14 protein-coding genes and 1 pseudogene are annotated in these 16679 nt (G+C 60.6%); 8 read left to right on the forward strand and 7 right to left on the reverse strand.

Annotated elements, in window-relative coordinates; genetic code table 11:
• The first annotated feature begins 62 nt into the window (after nucleotides 1-62).
• Entirely contained in the window at nucleotides 63-533 is a 471-nt protein-coding gene (locus tag INS80_RS01125) for a DUF4177 domain-containing protein (RefSeq protein WP_192963785.1), read from the forward strand.
• A 37-nt stretch (nucleotides 534-570) separates the two neighbouring features.
• Here the strand turns inward: INS80_RS01125 and INS80_RS01130 are convergent, their stop codons facing one another.
• The gene (locus INS80_RS01130) at nucleotides 571-825 is read right to left on the reverse strand and encodes a BolA family protein (protein WP_192963786.1); all 255 of its coding nucleotides are present in this window, start codon (nucleotides 823-825) and stop codon (nucleotides 571-573) included.
• 104 nt (nucleotides 826-929) lie between these two features.
• Here INS80_RS01130 and INS80_RS01135 point away from each other — a divergent pair.
• The 6 genes and pseudogenes from INS80_RS01135 to INS80_RS01160 all read left to right on the forward strand — a co-directional run bounded on the left by INS80_RS01135 (nucleotide 930) and on the right by INS80_RS01160 (nucleotide 7768).
• Nucleotides 930-1552 (forward strand): annotated as a pseudogene (locus INS80_RS01135) (J domain-containing protein).
• A 252-nt stretch (nucleotides 1553-1804) separates the two neighbouring features.
• On the forward strand, nucleotides 1805-2791 hold the full coding sequence (gene cobS, locus INS80_RS01140; protein WP_192963787.1) for a cobaltochelatase subunit CobS: 987 nt from the start codon (nucleotides 1805-1807) through the stop codon (nucleotides 2789-2791).
• A gap of 163 nt (nucleotides 2792-2954) precedes the next feature.
• On the forward strand, nucleotides 2955-4832 hold the full coding sequence (gene cobT / locus INS80_RS01145; protein WP_192963788.1) for a cobaltochelatase subunit CobT: 1878 nt from the start codon (nucleotides 2955-2957) through the stop codon (nucleotides 4830-4832).
• A 12-nt stretch (nucleotides 4833-4844) separates the two neighbouring features.
• A complete protein-coding gene (locus tag INS80_RS01150) occupies nucleotides 4845-5495 on the forward strand; it encodes a 2-hydroxychromene-2-carboxylate isomerase (RefSeq protein WP_192963789.1) in 651 nt (216 codons plus the stop codon).
• Between the two features lie 73 nt (nucleotides 5496-5568).
• The gene (locus INS80_RS01155) at nucleotides 5569-7362 is read left to right on the forward strand and encodes an aminopeptidase P family protein (protein WP_192963790.1); all 1794 of its coding nucleotides are present in this window, start codon (nucleotides 5569-5571) and stop codon (nucleotides 7360-7362) included.
• A 64-nt stretch (nucleotides 7363-7426) separates the two neighbouring features.
• Nucleotides 7427-7768, forward strand: coding sequence for a DUF427 domain-containing protein (locus INS80_RS01160; protein ID WP_192963791.1), 342 nt, complete (start codon nucleotides 7427-7429; stop codon nucleotides 7766-7768).
• 132 nt (nucleotides 7769-7900) lie between these two features.
• On the opposite strand, the gene INS80_RS01165 is transcribed toward INS80_RS01160, so the two are convergent.
• Entirely contained in the window at nucleotides 7901-8092 is a 192-nt protein-coding gene (locus tag INS80_RS01165) for a hypothetical protein (protein ID WP_192963792.1), read from the reverse strand.
• Nucleotides 8093-8183: 91 nt separating this feature from the next.
• Between INS80_RS01165 and INS80_RS01170 the strand changes: the two genes are divergently transcribed.
• The gene (locus INS80_RS01170; protein ID WP_192963793.1) at nucleotides 8184-9086 is read left to right on the forward strand and encodes a LysR family transcriptional regulator; all 903 of its coding nucleotides are present in this window, start codon (nucleotides 8184-8186) and stop codon (nucleotides 9084-9086) included.
• A gap of 26 nt (nucleotides 9087-9112) precedes the next feature.
• Here the strand turns inward: INS80_RS01170 and INS80_RS01175 are convergent, their stop codons facing one another.
• The 5 genes from INS80_RS01175 to ftsZ form a co-directional block, all read right to left on the reverse strand.
• Nucleotides 9113-10798, reverse strand: a complete 1686-nt coding sequence (locus tag INS80_RS01175; RefSeq protein ID WP_192967138.1) for a chloride channel protein — start codon at nucleotides 10796-10798, stop codon at nucleotides 9113-9115.
• An 87-nt stretch (nucleotides 10799-10885) separates the two neighbouring features.
• Entirely contained in the window at nucleotides 10886-12532 is a 1647-nt protein-coding gene (gene recN, locus INS80_RS01180; RefSeq protein ID WP_192963794.1) for a DNA repair protein RecN, read from the reverse strand.
• A 24-nt stretch (nucleotides 12533-12556) separates the two neighbouring features.
• Nucleotides 12557-13405, reverse strand: coding sequence for an outer membrane protein assembly factor BamD (locus INS80_RS01185; protein ID WP_192963795.1), 849 nt, complete (start codon nucleotides 13403-13405; stop codon nucleotides 12557-12559).
• 277 nt (nucleotides 13406-13682) lie between these two features.
• Nucleotides 13683-14630, reverse strand: a complete 948-nt coding sequence (gene lpxC / locus INS80_RS01190; protein ID WP_192963796.1) for a UDP-3-O-acyl-N-acetylglucosamine deacetylase — start codon at nucleotides 14628-14630, stop codon at nucleotides 13683-13685.
• Nucleotides 14631-14830: 200 nt separating this feature from the next.
• Nucleotides 14831-16495 carry a cell division protein FtsZ gene (ftsZ, locus tag INS80_RS01195; RefSeq protein WP_192963797.1) on the reverse strand — a complete coding sequence of 555 codons (1665 nt, stop codon included), beginning with the start codon at nucleotides 16493-16495 and terminating at the stop codon, nucleotides 14831-14833.
• Between the last annotated feature and the right edge of the window lie 184 nt (nucleotides 16496-16679).

The following is a 16679-nucleotide window of genomic DNA, read 5'->3' on the forward strand; positions in this document are numbered from 1 at the left end:
TGACCCGGCCTCCCTTCCGCTAAACCTCGGGGGCCAGTCCGGCGATCGCTCAGGAGATCACGATGCAAGAGTTCGAGTACAAAGTTGTTCCTGCCCCCCACAAAGGCACAAAAGCCAAGGGCGTGAAGACGCCGGAGGACCGCTTTGCCTATTCGATCGAAAATATCCTCAATCAGATGGCGGCTGAAGGCTGGGAGTATCAGCGCGCCGAATTGCTCCCGTCCGAAGAACGTTCAGGGCTGACCGGCTCGACCACCAACTGGCGGAACGTGCTGATCTTTCGGCGTCAGATGTCGCCTGCTCCGGTCCAAGCGGCCCCGTTTCAGGACACCGCGCCCGCTGAGCCACCACTGACCGCTCAGGCGCTTTCTGATGTAGAAACGCACAGTCCAGCCCCGGATATGACCGCCGAAGTTCAAGCTCAAGAGGAGGCGACCGGCACGCAGCAGCCCCCTGAAGAGCCAATGGCAGATGATAACAGCCGTCCGCTGCATCGCCATATCCGCGTGTCAGACTCGCGGGACGAACAGTAAACCAGACCGCCGCGCAAACCGCGCAGGGCAGCGATGGTCAACTGCCGATATCGAGCGCCAGCGCATGAATGCGGGGCACGATGTCCCCCAGCGCCTTGTGCACAGCGCGATGCTGGGCCACCCGGTTCATCCCCGCAAAGGCCTCAGCCCGGATCATCACATTAAAGTGACTCTCGCCGCGCCCGTCATGGCCCGCATGACCGATGTGGCTGTCGCTGTAGTCAACGACCTCCAGGTGGCTCGGATTGAACGCCTCCTGCAGGCGATTTTCCATTTCTTGTTTGATGCTCATTTTCCGCTCACTCTCATAAAAATTTCCCTCCCCCTTCTATCTTCCGCCCCTTAGACTAAACTGCTTGCTCCGAGTCGAGCAGAACCGAATTAGAAGGTGCGCCCATGAGCAAATCAGATCCTTTGGTTTCGATATGTCCGTCCGCTCCGCGAAAAAAGAAGAACCCACGCGGACGAAGGGCAGTCCTCCGTAGCCCAGGAAACATCCGTGCGCACCTGCGCCAAGGAAGGCTGCGACGATCCAGGCAAGTTCCGCGCGCCCAAAGCGCCTGACGTTCTGGACGAATATGTCTGGTTCTGTCAGGAGCACGTGCGCTAATATAATCAGAAATGGAACTTCTTCAGGGTACGACAGAGGCCGAACTGAATGCCCAGGCCTCCAAGGACAAGGTCTGGGAGCGTCAGACCCGCCCCATGGGTGATCCGGAAGCCCGCGCTTGGGCGCGTCTTGGCATTGAGGATCCGCATCAGGTGCTGGGCGCCAATGCCACGCGCAACCCCGGCAAGAACGCCAAAGCTGGCCGCCGCCTGCCTGCCACGGAACGCCGCGCGATCGAAATTCTGGAGGCCAAGGATGACTGGTCCAAGGCCGAAATCCGGAAAGCCTACAAAAGCTGATCAAGGTTTTGCACCCCGACATGAATGGCGGCGATCGCAGCCAGGAAGAACAGCTGCAAGAAGTGGTCTGGGCCTGGGATCAAATCAAGGACAGCCGTAGCTTCAAGTAACCTGCCTGCGGCACTGCATCAGGTCGCTCTGCCGGGCGCTCCAGATCTTGGGCGCCTTTTGTGGATGACTGCCCATCGCAGCCCCTGAGGACCGGGCAGATCAGGCCAGTTTCAGATCACTTTCGGGCCAAACACCGCGTCATATGGTTTCACGTCCACCTTTCGCTTGCCCTTACCGGTCAGATCAGGCACCAATCCCCCGAATTACGCCCTGCTGGTTGAAACAGGGCACAGAGATAAGGATCGACTGCGATGAGCGACGGCATGCTGGATATGAATGCGAAACCGACCGAGACCGTTTCGGTCCGCGATGTGTTTGGGATTGACACCGACATGACCGTAAAGGGCTTTGCAGAAGGCTCTGACCGTGTGCCCGCGCTGGATCCCACCTACAAGTTCGACCCGGACACCACGCTGGCAATCCTGGCAGGCTTCAGCCACAATCGCCGCGTGATGATCCAAGGTTATCACGGCACGGGTAAGTCGACCCATATCGAACAGGTTGCCGCGCGCCTGAACTGGCCGTCGGTTCGCGTGAACCTCGACAGTCACATCAGCCGGATCGACCTGATCGGCAAGGACGCGATCAAACTGCGCGACGGCAAGCAGGTGACCGAATTCCACGAAGGCATCCTGCCGTGGGCGCTGCGCAACCCGGTTGCCATCGTCTTTGACGAATATGACGCCGGCCGCGCCGACGTAATGTTCGTGATCCAGCGTGTGCTGGAGCATGACGGCAAGCTGACCCTCCTCGATCAGAACGAGATCATCACCCCGAACCCCTTCTTCCGCCTGTTTGCCACCGCAAACACGGTGGGTCTGGGCGACACCACCGGCCTCTATCACGGCACCCAGCAGATCAACCAGGCCCAGATGGACCGCTGGTCGCTGGTCGCGACGCTGAACTATCTCAGCCATGATGCGGAAACCGCCATCGTTTTGTCCAAAGCGCCACATTACAACACCGAGAAGGGCCGCAAGGCCGTCAGCCAGATGGTGACCGTCGCGGACCTGACCCGCACCGCCTTCATGAACGGGGATCTGTCCACCGTGATGTCGCCCCGGACCGTGATCAACTGGGCACAAAACGCCGAGATCTTCCGCGACGTGGGCTATGCCTTCCGCCTGTCGTTCCTCAACAAATGCGACGAGCTGGAGCGCCAGACCGTGGCCGAATTCTACCAGCGTTGCTTTGACGAGGAACTGCCCGAAAGCGCGGCAAACGTGAGCCTCGGCTGACGCGAAAAGACCCGCCCGGTCGGAAGTCCGGGCAGTGCCCGACCGCCCCCATGGCCGGGCACTTCGTTTCCGCCCGCGGTCAGGCACCGCCCTTTGAACCAGAACTGAAGTCTGGACATCAGTGGCGCCTGGCGAAATGATCGGACCAAGGACCGCTTGCGCCATGACCAAACAAAACGACAACCCCGCCGATCCGTTCAAGAAGGCCCTGGCCGAAGCGACCAAGGTTATGGCTGACGATGCGGAACTGTCGGTCAGCTACTCGGTCGACCCGTCTGGTTTGTCGGGCGACTCCATGCGGCTGCCGCAAGTCTCCCGCCGGATGACGCGCGAAGAGGTGCTTTTGGCGCGTGGCACGGCGGATGCATTGGCGCTGCGGCACAAGTTCCACGACGATGGGGTCCATGCGAAATACGCGCCGCAAGGCGAAATGGCCCGCGACATCTATGAGGCGATGGAAACCGCCCGCTGCGAGGCGATGGGCGCGCGTCACATGCCCGGCACCGCATCGAACATCGACGTCAAGATCCGCAACGAGGCGATCCGGCGCGGCTATGACCAGATGAAATCCTCATCCGAGGCGCCTCTGGCCGCTGCCGCAGGGTATCTGGTGCGCCAGATGGCCACCGGACGTCCCCTGCCTGAAGGCGCCGCCAACGTCGCCGAGCTGTGGCGCGGCTTCATCGAGGCCGAAGCGGGTGAGACGCTGGAAAACCTCGACGAGAAGATCGCCGATCAGGCGGAATTTGCCCGCTTTGCCCGCCAGATCATCACCGATCTCGGCTATGGCGATCAGCTGGGCGAGGATCCCGATCAGCTCGATGACGATCAGGAAGATCAGGCCGAAGAGGACGCCGAAGAGCAACAGGACCCCGACAGCACCGGCGAAGATGACTCGGACGACGAGCAGGCTGATGCGGATGCCGAGCAGGCCCAGGAACAGCAGCAGGACGAAAGCCAGGCCCAGGTCTCGATGGACGAGATGGCCGAGGACGAGCTGACCGAAGAGACCGAAATGCCCGATGGCGAGGCACCGCTCGAGCCGCCCCCGCCGCCGCCCGTTTCCGAGGCTGATCCGGATTACAAGGTCTTCCTGGACACCTACGACGAGGAAATCGCCGCCGAAGATCTGGCGGAGCCTGCCGAACTGGAGCGCCTGCGTGCCTATCTGGATCAGCAGCTTGAACCGCTGAAGGGAGCTGTGTCGCGCCTTGCCAACAAGCTGCAGCGCCGCCTGCAGGCGCAGCAGAACCGATCCTGGGAGTTCGACCTCGAAGAAGGCATTCTGGATGCAGGACGTCTGGCACGGGTTGTCGCCAACCCGACCACGCCCCTGTCGTTCAAGCGCGAGAAGGACACCGAGTTCCGCGACACGGTGGTGACGCTGCTCCTTGATAACTCTGGCTCCATGCGGGGCCGCCCGATCTCGATCGCGGCGATCTGCGCAGATGTTCTGGCCCGCACGCTGGAGCGCTGCAACGTCAAGGTAGAGATCCTCGGCTTTACCACCCGCGCCTGGAAAGGCGGCCTCGCGCGCGAGGCCTGGCTGAACGACGGTCGCCCGCAGCAACCCGGACGCCTGAACGACCTGCGCCACATCATCTACAAGGGCGCCGATGCGCCCTGGCGCCGGGTTCGCCCGAACCTCGGTCTGATGATGAAAGAAGGCCTGTTGAAGGAGAACATCGACGGCGAGGCGCTGGAATGGGCGCACCGCCGCATGGTGGGCCGCCCCGAAGCGCGCAAGATCCTGATGGTGATCTCCGATGGTGCGCCGGTGGATGACTCAACCCTGTCGGTGAACCCGGCGAACTATCTGGAAAAACACCTGCGCGATGTGATCGCCATGGTGGAGCGACGCAAGCAGGTGGAGCTTCTGGCGATCGGCATCGGCCATGATGTGACGCGCTATTACGACCGGGCGGTGACCATCACCGATGTTGAGCAGCTGGCCGGCGCAATGACCGAGCAGCTTGCCGCCCTCTTTGATAGCGATCCGCGCGCACGCGCGCGCATCATGGGCATGAAAAAGGCAATGTAAGCGAGCAGCTCCATGGCGCAGCACAGGATCGAGTATTTCTACTCTACGCATTCCGCCTTTGCCTATCTGGGCTCTCGGCGCCTTTCAGAGATCTGTGCCGCCCATGACTGCCAGCTGATCCACCGGCCTTTCCTTTTGTCCCCTGTGGTGGAACAGGCGGGCGGTCAGCCATTCGCCAAACGCAGCCAAGCGCATGTGGACTATTTCTTCGGACGGGAAATCGAACGCTGGGCCGCCTTTCGCGGCGTCTCCATCATCGACTATCGCCCGACCTACCATGACAACCCGCTGACGCTTTCAAGCGGAATGGTGATCATGGCCGAGCGTCTGGGGCAGGATGTCGACGCCCTGGCCCACGCCCTGCTTGCGGGGCATTGGCGCGACGACATCGACCTTATGAACCCCGACCAGCTGTCGGAAGCGGCCCGCGAGGCGGGCCTTGATCCCGCACCGCTGCTTGCAGGCGCGCTGGAGCCGGAGGTGCAGGCGGTTCTTCAGGCCAACACAGATGCAGCGCTGGAGATGCACCTCTTTGGCTCGCCCACCTACGTGCTGGATGGGGATCCCTACTACGGACAGGACCGCCTCGAACTTCTTGAGCACGCGCTGCGCCACCCCTTCCCAAAGGGAGCCTTCCGAAACCCGTCTGTCGACCCAGATTGAGTTTCCCGGGTTGCACCCGGCCCCGCTTCGCGGTTCTCTAGCGCGGATCATACTCGCTGGCGAAGGAGGCCCCATGTACCAGTCATTCAATGTGACAGCCCGTCCCGAACAGGGGCCACCACGGCTTGAGGCCCTGCGCAAAGAGCTGTCGAGCGCGGCATTGGACGGCTTTCTGATCCCCCGCGCGGACGCGCATCAGGGCGAATACGTCGCGGCCCGCGATGAGCGTCTCTCCTGGCTCACGGGCTTTACCGGCTCGGCAGGGTTTTGCGCCGTGCTGCAGAATATCGCGGGTGTTTTCATCGACGGACGTTACCGGACCCAGGTCAAACAACAGGTCGCGGAACAGGCCTATACGCCCGTACCCTGGCCCGAAGTGCAGTTGCACGACTGGCTGAAGGAACAACTGCCAAGGGGCGGACGCATCGGATTCGACGCCTGGCTTCATGCGGCGGGGCAGATCTCGTCGCTAAGCGATAGGCTTGAGGGGACAGGCATCCTCCTGGAACCATGCGACAACCTGGTTGACCGCATCTGGGAGGATCAGCCCCCTGCCCCCATGAAGCCCGTGGTCGCGCACCCGGACGCTTACGCCGGAGAAAGCGCCGCTGACAAATGCACGCGGCTTGCCAAAGATCTGGAAAACGCCGGGCAGACAGCTGCTCTGATCACCCTTCCCGACAGCATTATGTGGCTGCTCAATATTCGCGGCTCGGACATCCCGCGCAATCCAGTTGCCCATGGCTTTGCCATCCTCCACAGCGATGCACGCGTTGACCTCTTCATGGCCGAAGAGAAACTGGCGGGGCTGTCAGACCACCTTGGCGCTTCGGTTACTGTGCGCCCTCCCGCTGCCTTCCTCGAAGCCGTCGCTGCACTCAACGGGAACATCGCAGTGGATATCGATACGGTTCCGCAGATCGTTGCCGAAACCCTTGGCGAGCGCCTCGTTCCCGGAGGTGATCCCTGCGCCCTGCCCAAGGCCTGCAAGAACGCGGCCGAGATCGAGGGTAGCGCCGCTGCACATCTGCGTGATGGCGCGGCCGTGGTTGAACTCCTGGCCTGGCTGGATGCGCAGGCGCCGGGAACGGTCACGGAAATCGATGTCGTCAAAAAGCTAGAGGAGTTGCGCCGCAGGGACGAGCGCCTGCGCGATATCAGCTTTGACACCATCGCAGGAACTGGAGCCAATGGCGCGGTGATCCACTACCGGGTCACAACCGAAACTGACACAGTCCTCAAGGAGGGCGATCTCTTGGTTCTGGACAGCGGCGGGCAGTATCTGGACGGCACTACAGATATTACCCGCACCATCGCGATCGGAACGCCCGGATCTGATGAACGTGCGGCGTTTACGCGCGTGCTGCAGGGCATGATCGCCATATCCCGACTGCGCTGGCCCAAAGGGCTTTCGGGCCGCGATATCGAAGCCATTGGTCGTATGCCTCTGTGGATGGCGGGACAGGATTTCAATCACGGTCTCGGTCACGGTGTCGGCGCCTATCTCAGCGTCCATGAAGGGCCGCAGCGACTGAGCCGTGCTTCTGCCGTTCCCTTGCAGGCGGGCATGATCCTTTCGAACGAACCGGGGTATTACCGCGAAGGCGCCTTTGGCATCCGCATCGAAAACCTCATCGTTGCCGAGGCCGCGCCGCGCATTGCCGGAGGCGACGCGGACCGGGATATGCTCAGTTGGCGCACGTTGACCTTCGCTCCCATCGACCGGCGGCTGATTGACGCAGATCTGCTATCAGGGGAAGAACGCACCTGGCTGAACGCCTATCATGCCGAAGTCGCCCAGAAAATCCGACCTCACGTCAGCCCGGCCGCGCAGGCCTGGCTTGATGACGCGACGGCTGCGATCTGATACCCCGATGTTACAAAACGCGGGCAAGACGACATTTGGACACTGACGAGATGGGACAGAACACATGAGCAATATTCGAATTCGCAAAGCAGAAGGCACCTGGGTGGTCCGCTCTGGCGGCGCCGTTCTTGGCGAGACAAGCCGCGCACTGGAGCTGAGCGAGGACGGATACGAGCCGGTGATCTATTTCCCACGCGAAGATATCGCGATGGCCTTTCTCGATCCAAGCAGCAAGACCAGCCATTGCCCGCACAAGGGGGATGCCAGCTATTTCTCGATCGTGAACAAGTCCTCAGTGACCGAGAATGCCGCCTGGAGCTATGAAAACCCGATCGAGGCTGTATCTGAAATCAAGGGATATCTGGCGTTCTACACCAGTGACTCCGTCAAGGTCGAGCAGCTCTGATATATCAGGATCAGCCCGAGCCAATGCGGCTTGGGCTGGCCCTGCTCGTCGGCAAGCAAGAAATGATGCCAGTCTTGATGAACCCTTCCGCGCGATGCCCCGGAAAGGTCAAAAAGCCGCTGACAAACAGACTTACAGAAGAACGCTACGCGCTAGATGCCTCTTGGCCTGCTCCAACGCCTCACCTGAGCCAAAGACGTTTGCCTCTTTGGCGCATTCTATCGCGTAGTTGACCAAGGCTTGTAGGGCCGCCTGTTCTTTGTCCTGCTCGCTCAATTTGTTTTTTGCTTCGACCTCTTGCGGGTCGAATTCATAAGTACGCATAATTTTCCTTCCGCACCCAAGTAACGCCCGTTACTGTTAACCATAGTTCACAACAGCACTGGTCCAATCAAGCGAAAGAAAAAATTAATACATGCGTGACGCAGATGCATCGCAATTAAGTGGCCGTTTGTTGCGCGTTTTCATCACGGTCTACGACGAAATGTCGGTCAGCAAGGCCGCCGAGCGGTTGCATACCAGCCAATCGACCGTGAGCCACAACCTTGAAAAGCTGCGCAGCATCATTGGTGACAAGCTGTTCCTGCCCTCGGGGCGCGGGATCGTCCCAAGCGCACGGGCTGAACGTCTTGCCCCAAAGGTTCGCCGTCTGCTGGCACAAATGGATGCCCTCCTCGACACGGGCGAGTATGTGCCACAAAACGATCCAGACCCCTTCGTCATCGCGACGAACGGTGGCGTGCTGGTCCCAGAGGTCACCAAGATTTGCCAGACGATCTGGCGTGAAGTGCCTTCAAAGAAGCTGGTATTCCGGGAATTGGGAACGCGTGGGAACGCCGAAAGCATGCTGGGAAAAGGAGAAGCGGATTTTGCAATCACGCCGCGGCCCGCAAATTTTCCACTGACGCTGAAGCATACACATCTGTTCACCGAAGACTTCAAAGTCTTTTACGACCCTCAGGCCCGAGACCCGATCAAGGACATCTACGAGTACAGCGCCGCGCGCCATGCAACCCTGGACTTTGGTGGCTCGACCAAAAGCATCGTTCAAACATTTCTCGACGATCTGAACCTCAGTCGCAACGTCGCAGTGAAAGTCCCGAATGTCTGGCTTCTGGCAGAACTGATCCGCGGAACCGACATGATTGCGACCCTGCCAAGGATGTTGCAATTCTCGGCCTTCCGCCATCTCGATCATTGCACGCTCCCCCTCAGCATTCCTGCGGCGCGTTTCGATCTGATCTGGCATCAGCGCTATGACGACAGTGCGCGCCTGCGTTGGCTGCGTGATACTCTGACCCGGGTTTTCAAGGCCTGAGACAGGCGCGGCAATCCACTGCCCGGCTAGCTATGTTCTTCTGCGGCGGTGGCAACCAAGGCGCGGTTATAAGCCTTGAGCGCATCCACATGATGCAGCGTGCCCAGCAGGACGAGATCCCCTCCCTGTGTCGCATCCACGACCGGCAAGTAAGGCACATCCGCACGATCGAACACCGGCAAAGCGGCCTCAAGCGATTGATCTGACCGCAGGACCAGCCCCTGCTCCATCATCAACGCACAGTCCTCTTCGGTGGCACCACGCGGATCGCCCAACGGCCGCATCAGGCTGCCAACGCTCAACAGTGCAAGAAGATAGGCCTGCGGGCCGGCCGCACAGTGGATGTTCCTACGCTCAAGCTGCGTCAGGAAGAAAGAGCGGTCCACCAGCCGTGAGGCCAGCGCTGTTGACAGGGAGACCGCCACCATGACGGCAAGACCGATCTGCCAGTCGCCGGTCAGCTCGAATACGATCAGCGTTGTGGAAATCGGCGCGCCAAGAACCGCCGCCGCCACTGCACCCATGCCCGCAAAGGCATACAGCGTATGCGTGCCGGACACATCCGGCAGGATCGAGGTTGCGATCAGCCCAAAAGCCAGCCCAGTCATCGCCCCAATCATCAAGGACGGAGAGAAGACCCCTCCTCCCATGCGCCCGCCCATGGTCACCGCAACCGCGACAGCCTTGACCAGTGTAAAGAGGATCGCCTGCGAAAGTACCAGACCGCCGGTCAGCGCCAGTACCGTGGTCTCATAGCCGACACCAATGATATGGGGAAACCAGATAGCAATCACGCCCAGAAGCGCCCCGGAGACAGCCGGACGCAGCCAGCGCGGCAGCGACAGAGCGTTTTGCACCTCGGTTCCCAGGTTGTCGGCCCAAAAAATCGAGCGCATCAGGATCACCGCCACCAGGCCGCACACCAGCCCCAAGATCAAAAAGGCGGGCAGCTCCACATAAAACTGGAGCGCTCCGGGCGTGTTCAGGGTGAATTCGGTGACGTCACCGTACGCGAGCCGGTTGATCACAGTCCCGGCGACCGAAGCGATCACGATTGGCGCGAAAGCATGGACCGCGAAATGGCGCAGCACCACTTCCAGCGCGAACAAAGCCCCTGCGATGGGGGCGTTGAAACTGGCGGACACGGCAGCGGCAACAGCGCAGCCCAAGAGATCCCGCCCGGTGATACCATCTGCCTTGATCCGGTCGCTCACCCAGCTCGAGATGACCCCTGCCAGATGTACGACAGGCCCTTCGCGCCCCGAAGAGCCGCCGGTAGACAGCGTCAGGAATGAAGCCATGGCCGAGCCCAGCCCTTCGCGGATTTCCACCCGCCCGTTGCGCATCGCGGCGCCCTCGATCACATCGGCCACGGATCGCACCCGCCCATCCGGCGTGAAATGGTGCAGGATCAGCCCAACGATCAGCCCACCCACGGTGGGTATGATCAAAAGCACATACCAGGGCAGGCCTTGTGCAAAACTATGCAGGAAATCGACGTCATCCGCACCATAGACCCAGCCCTGCAGCGCCGTAATGCCCTTGCGAAAGGCGAGCGCTGCAAATCCGGCGGCCACACCGATCAAAAGAGCAATCAGCCAGAACTGAAACTGACTGGGTCCGCGATGTAGCAGGATACGCCAGATGTCCCGCAGCCATGCTAGCCCCTGCAGGGCTAGGGCTCTCAATCCTTGTCTGGGGTGCTCAATCATGGTGCGCCTAAATTCATCTGATTTATCCATTTAGGCAGAACAGGTTGCCAAACTGCAAACCCCTGACACCAAAAGCAGGCAAAAAACCTATCCGGTCAACAAGGCTCCTGCCGCCGCACGCGCCTCTTTGGTGATCGTGTCGCCAGATACCATACGAGCGATTTCATCAACACGCTCAGCCTCGCTCAGGGGCACGACTTCAGATAGTGTCATGCCCTCCATGACTCGTTTTTGTACCCGCCAGTGATGCGCGCCCTGGGCGGCCACCTGAGGGGAGTGCGTCACCACAAGCACCTGACCGCCTTCAGCCAGGGATTTAAGTCTGCGCCCTACGGCATCGGCCGTTGCGCCGCCAACACCGCGATCGATCTCGTCGAAAATCAGCGTCTTGTCCTGCTCATCACCGCGCAGACAAACCTTCAACGCCAGCAGAAACCGGCTGAGTTCCCCGCCAGATGCAATCTTGTTCAATGGTCCTGCCGGTGCACCGGGATTGGTGGCCACCGTAAAGGCCACATCGTCTTGCCCGTCGGGACCTGCCTGACCTTTCGCGATCCGCGTTTCAAAGACAGCGCGCTCCATCTTGAGTGGCGCAAGTTCCGCCATCACCGCTGTGTCCAGTGCGGAGGCCTGCTTGCGGCGCAGGTCGCTCAACGCTTCAGCCGCTTTTGCATAGCGGTCCTCTGCCTCTCGCAAGGCGGTCTCCTGATCCGCCAGATCCTGATCCCCCGCATCCAGAGCCGCGAGTTTCGCGCGCAGAGCATCCGCGTGGACAGACAGGTCATCCGGCAAGACATCATGCTTTCGTGCCATGGCACGTATGGCAAAAAGCCTCTCTTCGCAGGCTTCCAGATCTGCGGGATTGAAATCGAGGCTTTCAAGAACACGCTCAACCCCGTCCTGGGCATCCGCCAATTCGATCATGGCACGGCTTAGCGCGGCCAGCGGCTCGTCAAGGCTTGCCTCATCGGCGCCTGTGACCCCTTCCAGCCAACGCTGCGCCTCTCCCAAGGCCGGATCCGCGCCTTCGCTCAAAAGGGCATGGGCGCGCGCGATGTCTCCGCGGATACGCTCTGCGCCTTGCATCTGGCGACGACGCGCGTCCAGTGCTTCATCCTCACCGGGTTCGGGCGCCAGTTTGTCCAGCTCCGCCACGGCGTGACGTAGGAATTCCTCTTCAGCCTTCACCGCATCGAGCGCCGCCCGGGTAGCCTCTACCGTTTTGCGGGCCCGTGCCATGTCGCTCCATGCGCTGCGCGTGGCCGCCAAGGCCTGCTCAGCGCCTGCGAAAGCATCCAGAAGGCCGCGGTGACCCTTGGGATCCAGAAGCCCACGATCGTCATGCTGGCCGTGCAGTTCCACCAGCGTTTCGGACAAGGCACGCAATACCTCGCCCGAGCAGCGCCGGTCGTTGACCCAGGCTGTCTTGCGCCCTTCGGACGTATTGACCCGCCTTAGGATCAACTCGCGCCCCGTCGGCAGGCCTGCCTCTTCCAGTACGCGATGGGCCGGGTGATCCTCTGCAAGGTCGAATTCTGCTACGACCTCCCCCTGTTTGGCCCCTTGCCGCACCAATTCAGCGCGCCCACGCCAGCCAAGAACAAAACCGAGCGAATCCAGCAGGATCGACTTGCCGGCACCCGTCTCACCGGTCAGCACATTCAGACCGGGCTGAAAGTACAGCTCGAGATGATCGATGATCAGGATATCGCGAATATCAAGCGCACGCAGCATTGCCTTGCCCCGTTGCCAGCGCCGTTAGAGCCACTGGCCTTTGATCGACTGCCGGTAGATCTGGCTCAGCCAGTTGTTACCCCGATCGCGCATCTTTAGTCCTTGCGCAGTCAAAAGCTTGTAGCTGTCCTGATACCATTCGGTCGACTGGTAGTTATGACCAAGGATTGCACCCGCTGTCTGGGCTTCATCAACAAGGCCAAGGGAGAGATAGGCTTCGACCAGGCGATGGAGCGCTTCGGGGGTGTGGCTTGTGGTCTGGAAGTCCTCAACCACCACGCGGAACCGGTTGATCGCCGAGGTGTAGTGTTTCTTGCGCAGGTAGTAGCGACCGATTTCCATTTCCTTGGCCGCCAAGTGATCAAAGGCCAGGTCAAACTTCAGGATCGCCGCCGTTGCATATTCGCTGTCGGGATACACTTCGATCACAGTCCGCAGCGCCTGAAGAGCCTGGAACGTAAGCCCCTGATCCCGGCCGACCTCATCGATCTGGTCATAATAGCTCAGAGCCAGAAGGTACTGCGCATAGGCGGCATCTTCTTCGGTCGGATAAAAGTCGATGAAACGCTGCGCAGCGGCGCGGCTGTTCTCATAATCCTTTGACCTGTGCAGCGAATAGGCCTGCATGATCAAGGCTTGCTTGGCCCATTCGGAATAGGGGTACAGTCGCTCGATTTCGGAGAAGTAGTAGGCTGCATCCTTTGAGCGATTGCGCTGCAATTCGAACTCGCCGCGTTCAAAGATCTGCTTGGGGGTGTAGCCATCCAGTGGCGTTGAGCTTTGCGCCGCTCCACCGTCGCCGCCGCAGCCCGACAAAGCAGCCATCACAAGAACCGCGCCGATCAATTTGGCTCCTGCCCTGATGCCGATCATATTTGCCTCACCTTACCGCCTGTGACTCGCGGGTGTCCGCCCCGGGTTCAGCCCGGTCTAGCACATTCATTAAGCATGCAAAACGCCAATAACCCACCTAGGGCTTCACTTGGCAGAGATTGTCCACTTTGGTCAAGCGTCACTGGCAGCTTTGTCGGCGTCTTGCCTCGTTGAAACAGGGCAGCAGATGCCCGTAGCCCCTATCGCATACTTCTCAAAAGACAAAGGGCGCCAAGGCGCCCCGTCTCGTCGGTCCACTAGAGTTTCAGGTGCGGGCTCAGGCCACCCGGCGGTTCGCGCCCGGAATTTCGCCCCAGACCAGCCCCTGCCCGGGAAGACGTGCCACCATCGAAGGATCACATTCAACCATGCGCACGGCGCCCGGCGTCGCAAAGAGAGCCCGGAGCAGCGTGTTTGTCAAAGCGTGGCCCGCACGCTCCCCGATGTAGCGCCCCATGATCGGAGCGCCTGCAAGCGCAAGGTCGCCAAGCGCATCGAGCATCTTGTGGCGCACCGGCTCATCGCCGTGACGCAACCCCTCGCCGCTTTCAATCCTGTCGCCATCAAAAACGATTGCATTTTCGCCGGGCACACCGCCCAGCGCCAGACCACTGGCCTGCATTGCTTCAACATCGACGCGGCGACAGAAGGTACGGCTGTCGCAAAGCTCACGGGCGAATGCGCCATTGCGCAGGTCCAGCACCTTGCTTTGACGGCCGATTGCTTTTTCGGCAAAATCGATGTGGAATTCGATCACCAGACGGTCGCTCGGCAGCAGGGTTGCCTTGGCCCCGTCCTTTTCGACACTGACTTCCTTCAGAACCTGAAGGGCCTGCACTGGCGCATTCAGGCGGCGCACCCCATCCTGCATGATGCCGCGTACGAAGGGAGCAGAAGATCCATCCAAAATCGGCACTTCCGGACCGTCAATCTCCACCAGCGCATTGTGAACACCGCAGCCGGCCAGAGCGGCCATGACGTGTTCGACTGTAGAAACGGACACGCCTGCCGCATTGACCAGGCGCGTGCACAATGCCGTGCGCTCCACGTAATCCCAGCGTGCCGGGATGATGCTATCCCCCAAAGCAATATCGGTCCGCTTGAAGCGAATGCCATGACCTGCCGGAGCGGGCTTCAGAACCATTCGCGCGGGCTGGCCGGAATGCAGGCCTGCGCCTTCAAATGTCACCGATGCTTTCAGGGTATTTTGCACCTTGGGCCTCATTCAACTGCGTCCAACCTGCTGGGGCTGGCTTGAACACGATAGGTAAGGAGTCTCGCGCAAGGGCTCAACTCAATCTTTGTAACGGATTGAAACATGCGTGTAACAAATAGGCAAAACACTGCTCAACCCCGCCCAAAACATTGATTGCAAAAGAAAAGGGCCGCCTCTCGGCGACCCTAAACTTGCGGATTTCCGACCTGTCAGTTTGCCTGACGACGCAGAAAAGCCGGGATTTCGATGCGTTCCTGATCCGGATCGGCCTCCTGCGCAGGCTGCGGCGCAGCCTGCGGGGCGGCTGCTTGCTGCGGTGCTGGCGGCTGCTGACGCAAGGTCTGCGGCTTGCCTTCAGCGCCTTCGGCCGCGCTGCCGGTCATCCTGTGGATCAGCGAGTTAAGGCCAAAGCGGCGCTGCTCCTGCGGCTGCGCTGGTGCCTGCTGAGGCTGGGCGGCGACAGGACGCTGTTGCTGTGGCGCCTGCTGCTGCGGCTGCGCTTTTTGAGCGGCGGCTTGCAGGCGCACGATAGCCTCGGGCGACGGGGTGCCAGGCGCGGGCGGCTTGGGCGCAACAAAGGCCTCGGCCGCGTGCTCTGCAGCCGCATCTGACTGTGGCTGGAACTCCGGCACCTGCGGCTGGTAGGCGGGTGGCGGCAGACCGTCGTCATCATACACCTCGGAGGTGGCCGCAGGCTGGCTCGTCTCGGCGGCGACCGGTGCAGCTTCCATACCCTCAAACAGGTTTGGCTCCGGCGCGCCTACACTCTCGGCTGCAACTGCGGCAGGCTGCTGCTCAACCGTTTCCTCCAGCTCCAGCGGTGCGGCGCGGGTTTCTTCCACGCTGACGGTTTTCTTGAGAGGCGCAGCCATCGGACGGCGCGGCACCGGCATGTCGGTATTCACTTCAGAAGCGTCAATACCGGTCGCAACGACCGAAACGCGCATCTTGCCTTCCATCTCGGTGTCGAGCGTGGAGCCAACGATGATATTCGCATCCGGATCCACCTCTTCGCGGATACGGTTGGCCGCTTCGTCCAACTCGAACAGCGTCAGATCATGGGCACCTGTGATGTTGATCAGAACGCCGCGGGCACCGCGCAAGGAGATTTCATCCAAGAGCGGGTTCGCGATGGCTTTCTCGGCCGCCTGAATGGCGCGATCTTCGCCCTCGGCCTCGCCTGTGCCCATCATCGCCTTGCCCATCTCGTCCATCACGGCGCGAACATCGGCAAAGTCGAGGTTGATGAGGCCCGGACGGACCATCAGGTCCGTCACGCCCTTAACGCCCTGATAAAGGACATCGTCCGCCATCGAAAAAGCCTCGGTGAAGGTGGTCTTCTCATTGGCCAGACGGAACAGGTTCTGGTTGGGAATGATGATCAGCGTATCAACGACCTTTTGCAGCGCCTCAACACCGTCCTCGGCCTGACGCATGCGTTTGCCGCCTTCAAACTGGAAGGGCTTGGTCACAACCCCAACAGTCAGAACGCCCAGCTCTCGTGCGGCCTGCGCAATAATTGGGGCTGCACCGGTCCCAGTGCCACCGCCCATACCGGCAGTGATAAAGCACATGTGCGCGCCGGCCAGGTGATCCACGATCTGTTCGATGCTTTCCTCTGCAGCGGCAGAGCCGACTTGCGGGCGGGCGCCAGCGCCCAGACCTTCGGTCACTTTGATCCCGAGCTGAATCCGGCTTTTCGCAGCGCTTTGCTGCAGGGCCTGCGCGTCCGTGTTGGCGACGACGAAATCGACCCCCTCAAGCGCCTTGGCGATCATATTATTGACCGCATTACCACCAGCACCCCCAACACCAAAGACGGTGATCTTGGGCTTCAACTCTTCCTGTCCGGGCAACGAGAGGTTCAATGTCATGCTCTTTCCGCCTGTGTTTGCAGCCCTCCCGCAAGGGCCTTTTCCTGACTTTTCTGCGAAAACTGTACCGCAGCCACGGACTCACGTCATCCCAAAAAGCGAAATACGTCACAAAATATGGGACCCGACCCATATTTTTTCGCAGTATTTCGCCGACCAAGACAGATATAGCGGGAACAAAGCA

It is taken from the genome of Phycobacter azelaicus (genome assembly GCF_014884385.1).
Lineage (GTDB): Bacteria > Pseudomonadota > Alphaproteobacteria > Rhodobacterales > Rhodobacteraceae > Phycobacter > Phycobacter azelaicus.

Excerpts from the sequence above, each read along its gene's own strand:
- INS80_RS01160 (WP_192963791.1), top strand. The coding sequence starts at position 7,427 with ATGAGCAATATTCGAATTCGCAAAGCAGAAGGCACCTGGGTGGTCCGC.
- ftsZ (WP_192963797.1), bottom strand. The coding sequence starts at position 16,495 with ATGACATTGAACCTCTCGTTGCCCGGACAGGAAGAGTTGAAGCCCAAG.
- INS80_RS01130 (WP_192963786.1), bottom strand. The coding sequence starts at position 825 with ATGAGCATCAAACAAGAAATGGAAAATCGCCTGCAGGAGGCGTTCAAT.
- INS80_RS01150 (WP_192963789.1), top strand. The coding sequence starts at position 4,845 with ATGGCGCAGCACAGGATCGAGTATTTCTACTCTACGCATTCCGCCTTT.
- INS80_RS01165 (WP_192963792.1), bottom strand. The coding sequence starts at position 8,092 with ATGCGTACTTATGAATTCGACCCGCAAGAGGTCGAAGCAAAAAACAAA.
- INS80_RS01155 (WP_192963790.1), top strand. The coding sequence starts at position 5,569 with ATGTACCAGTCATTCAATGTGACAGCCCGTCCCGAACAGGGGCCACCA.
- INS80_RS01175 (WP_192967138.1), bottom strand. The coding sequence starts at position 10,798 with ATGATTGAGCACCCCAGACAAGGATTGAGAGCCCTAGCCCTGCAGGGG.
- INS80_RS01125 (WP_192963785.1), top strand. The coding sequence starts at position 63 with ATGCAAGAGTTCGAGTACAAAGTTGTTCCTGCCCCCCACAAAGGCACA.
- recN (WP_192963794.1), bottom strand. The coding sequence starts at position 12,532 with ATGCTGCGTGCGCTTGATATTCGCGATATCCTGATCATCGATCATCTC.
- INS80_RS01170 (WP_192963793.1), top strand. The coding sequence starts at position 8,184 with ATGCGTGACGCAGATGCATCGCAATTAAGTGGCCGTTTGTTGCGCGTT.
- INS80_RS01185 (WP_192963795.1), bottom strand. The coding sequence starts at position 13,405 with ATGATCGGCATCAGGGCAGGAGCCAAATTGATCGGCGCGGTTCTTGTG.
- cobS (WP_192963787.1), top strand. The coding sequence starts at position 1,805 with ATGAGCGACGGCATGCTGGATATGAATGCGAAACCGACCGAGACCGTT.
- cobT (WP_192963788.1), top strand. The coding sequence starts at position 2,955 with ATGACCAAACAAAACGACAACCCCGCCGATCCGTTCAAGAAGGCCCTG.
- lpxC (WP_192963796.1), bottom strand. The coding sequence starts at position 14,630 with ATGAGGCCCAAGGTGCAAAATACCCTGAAAGCATCGGTGACATTTGAA.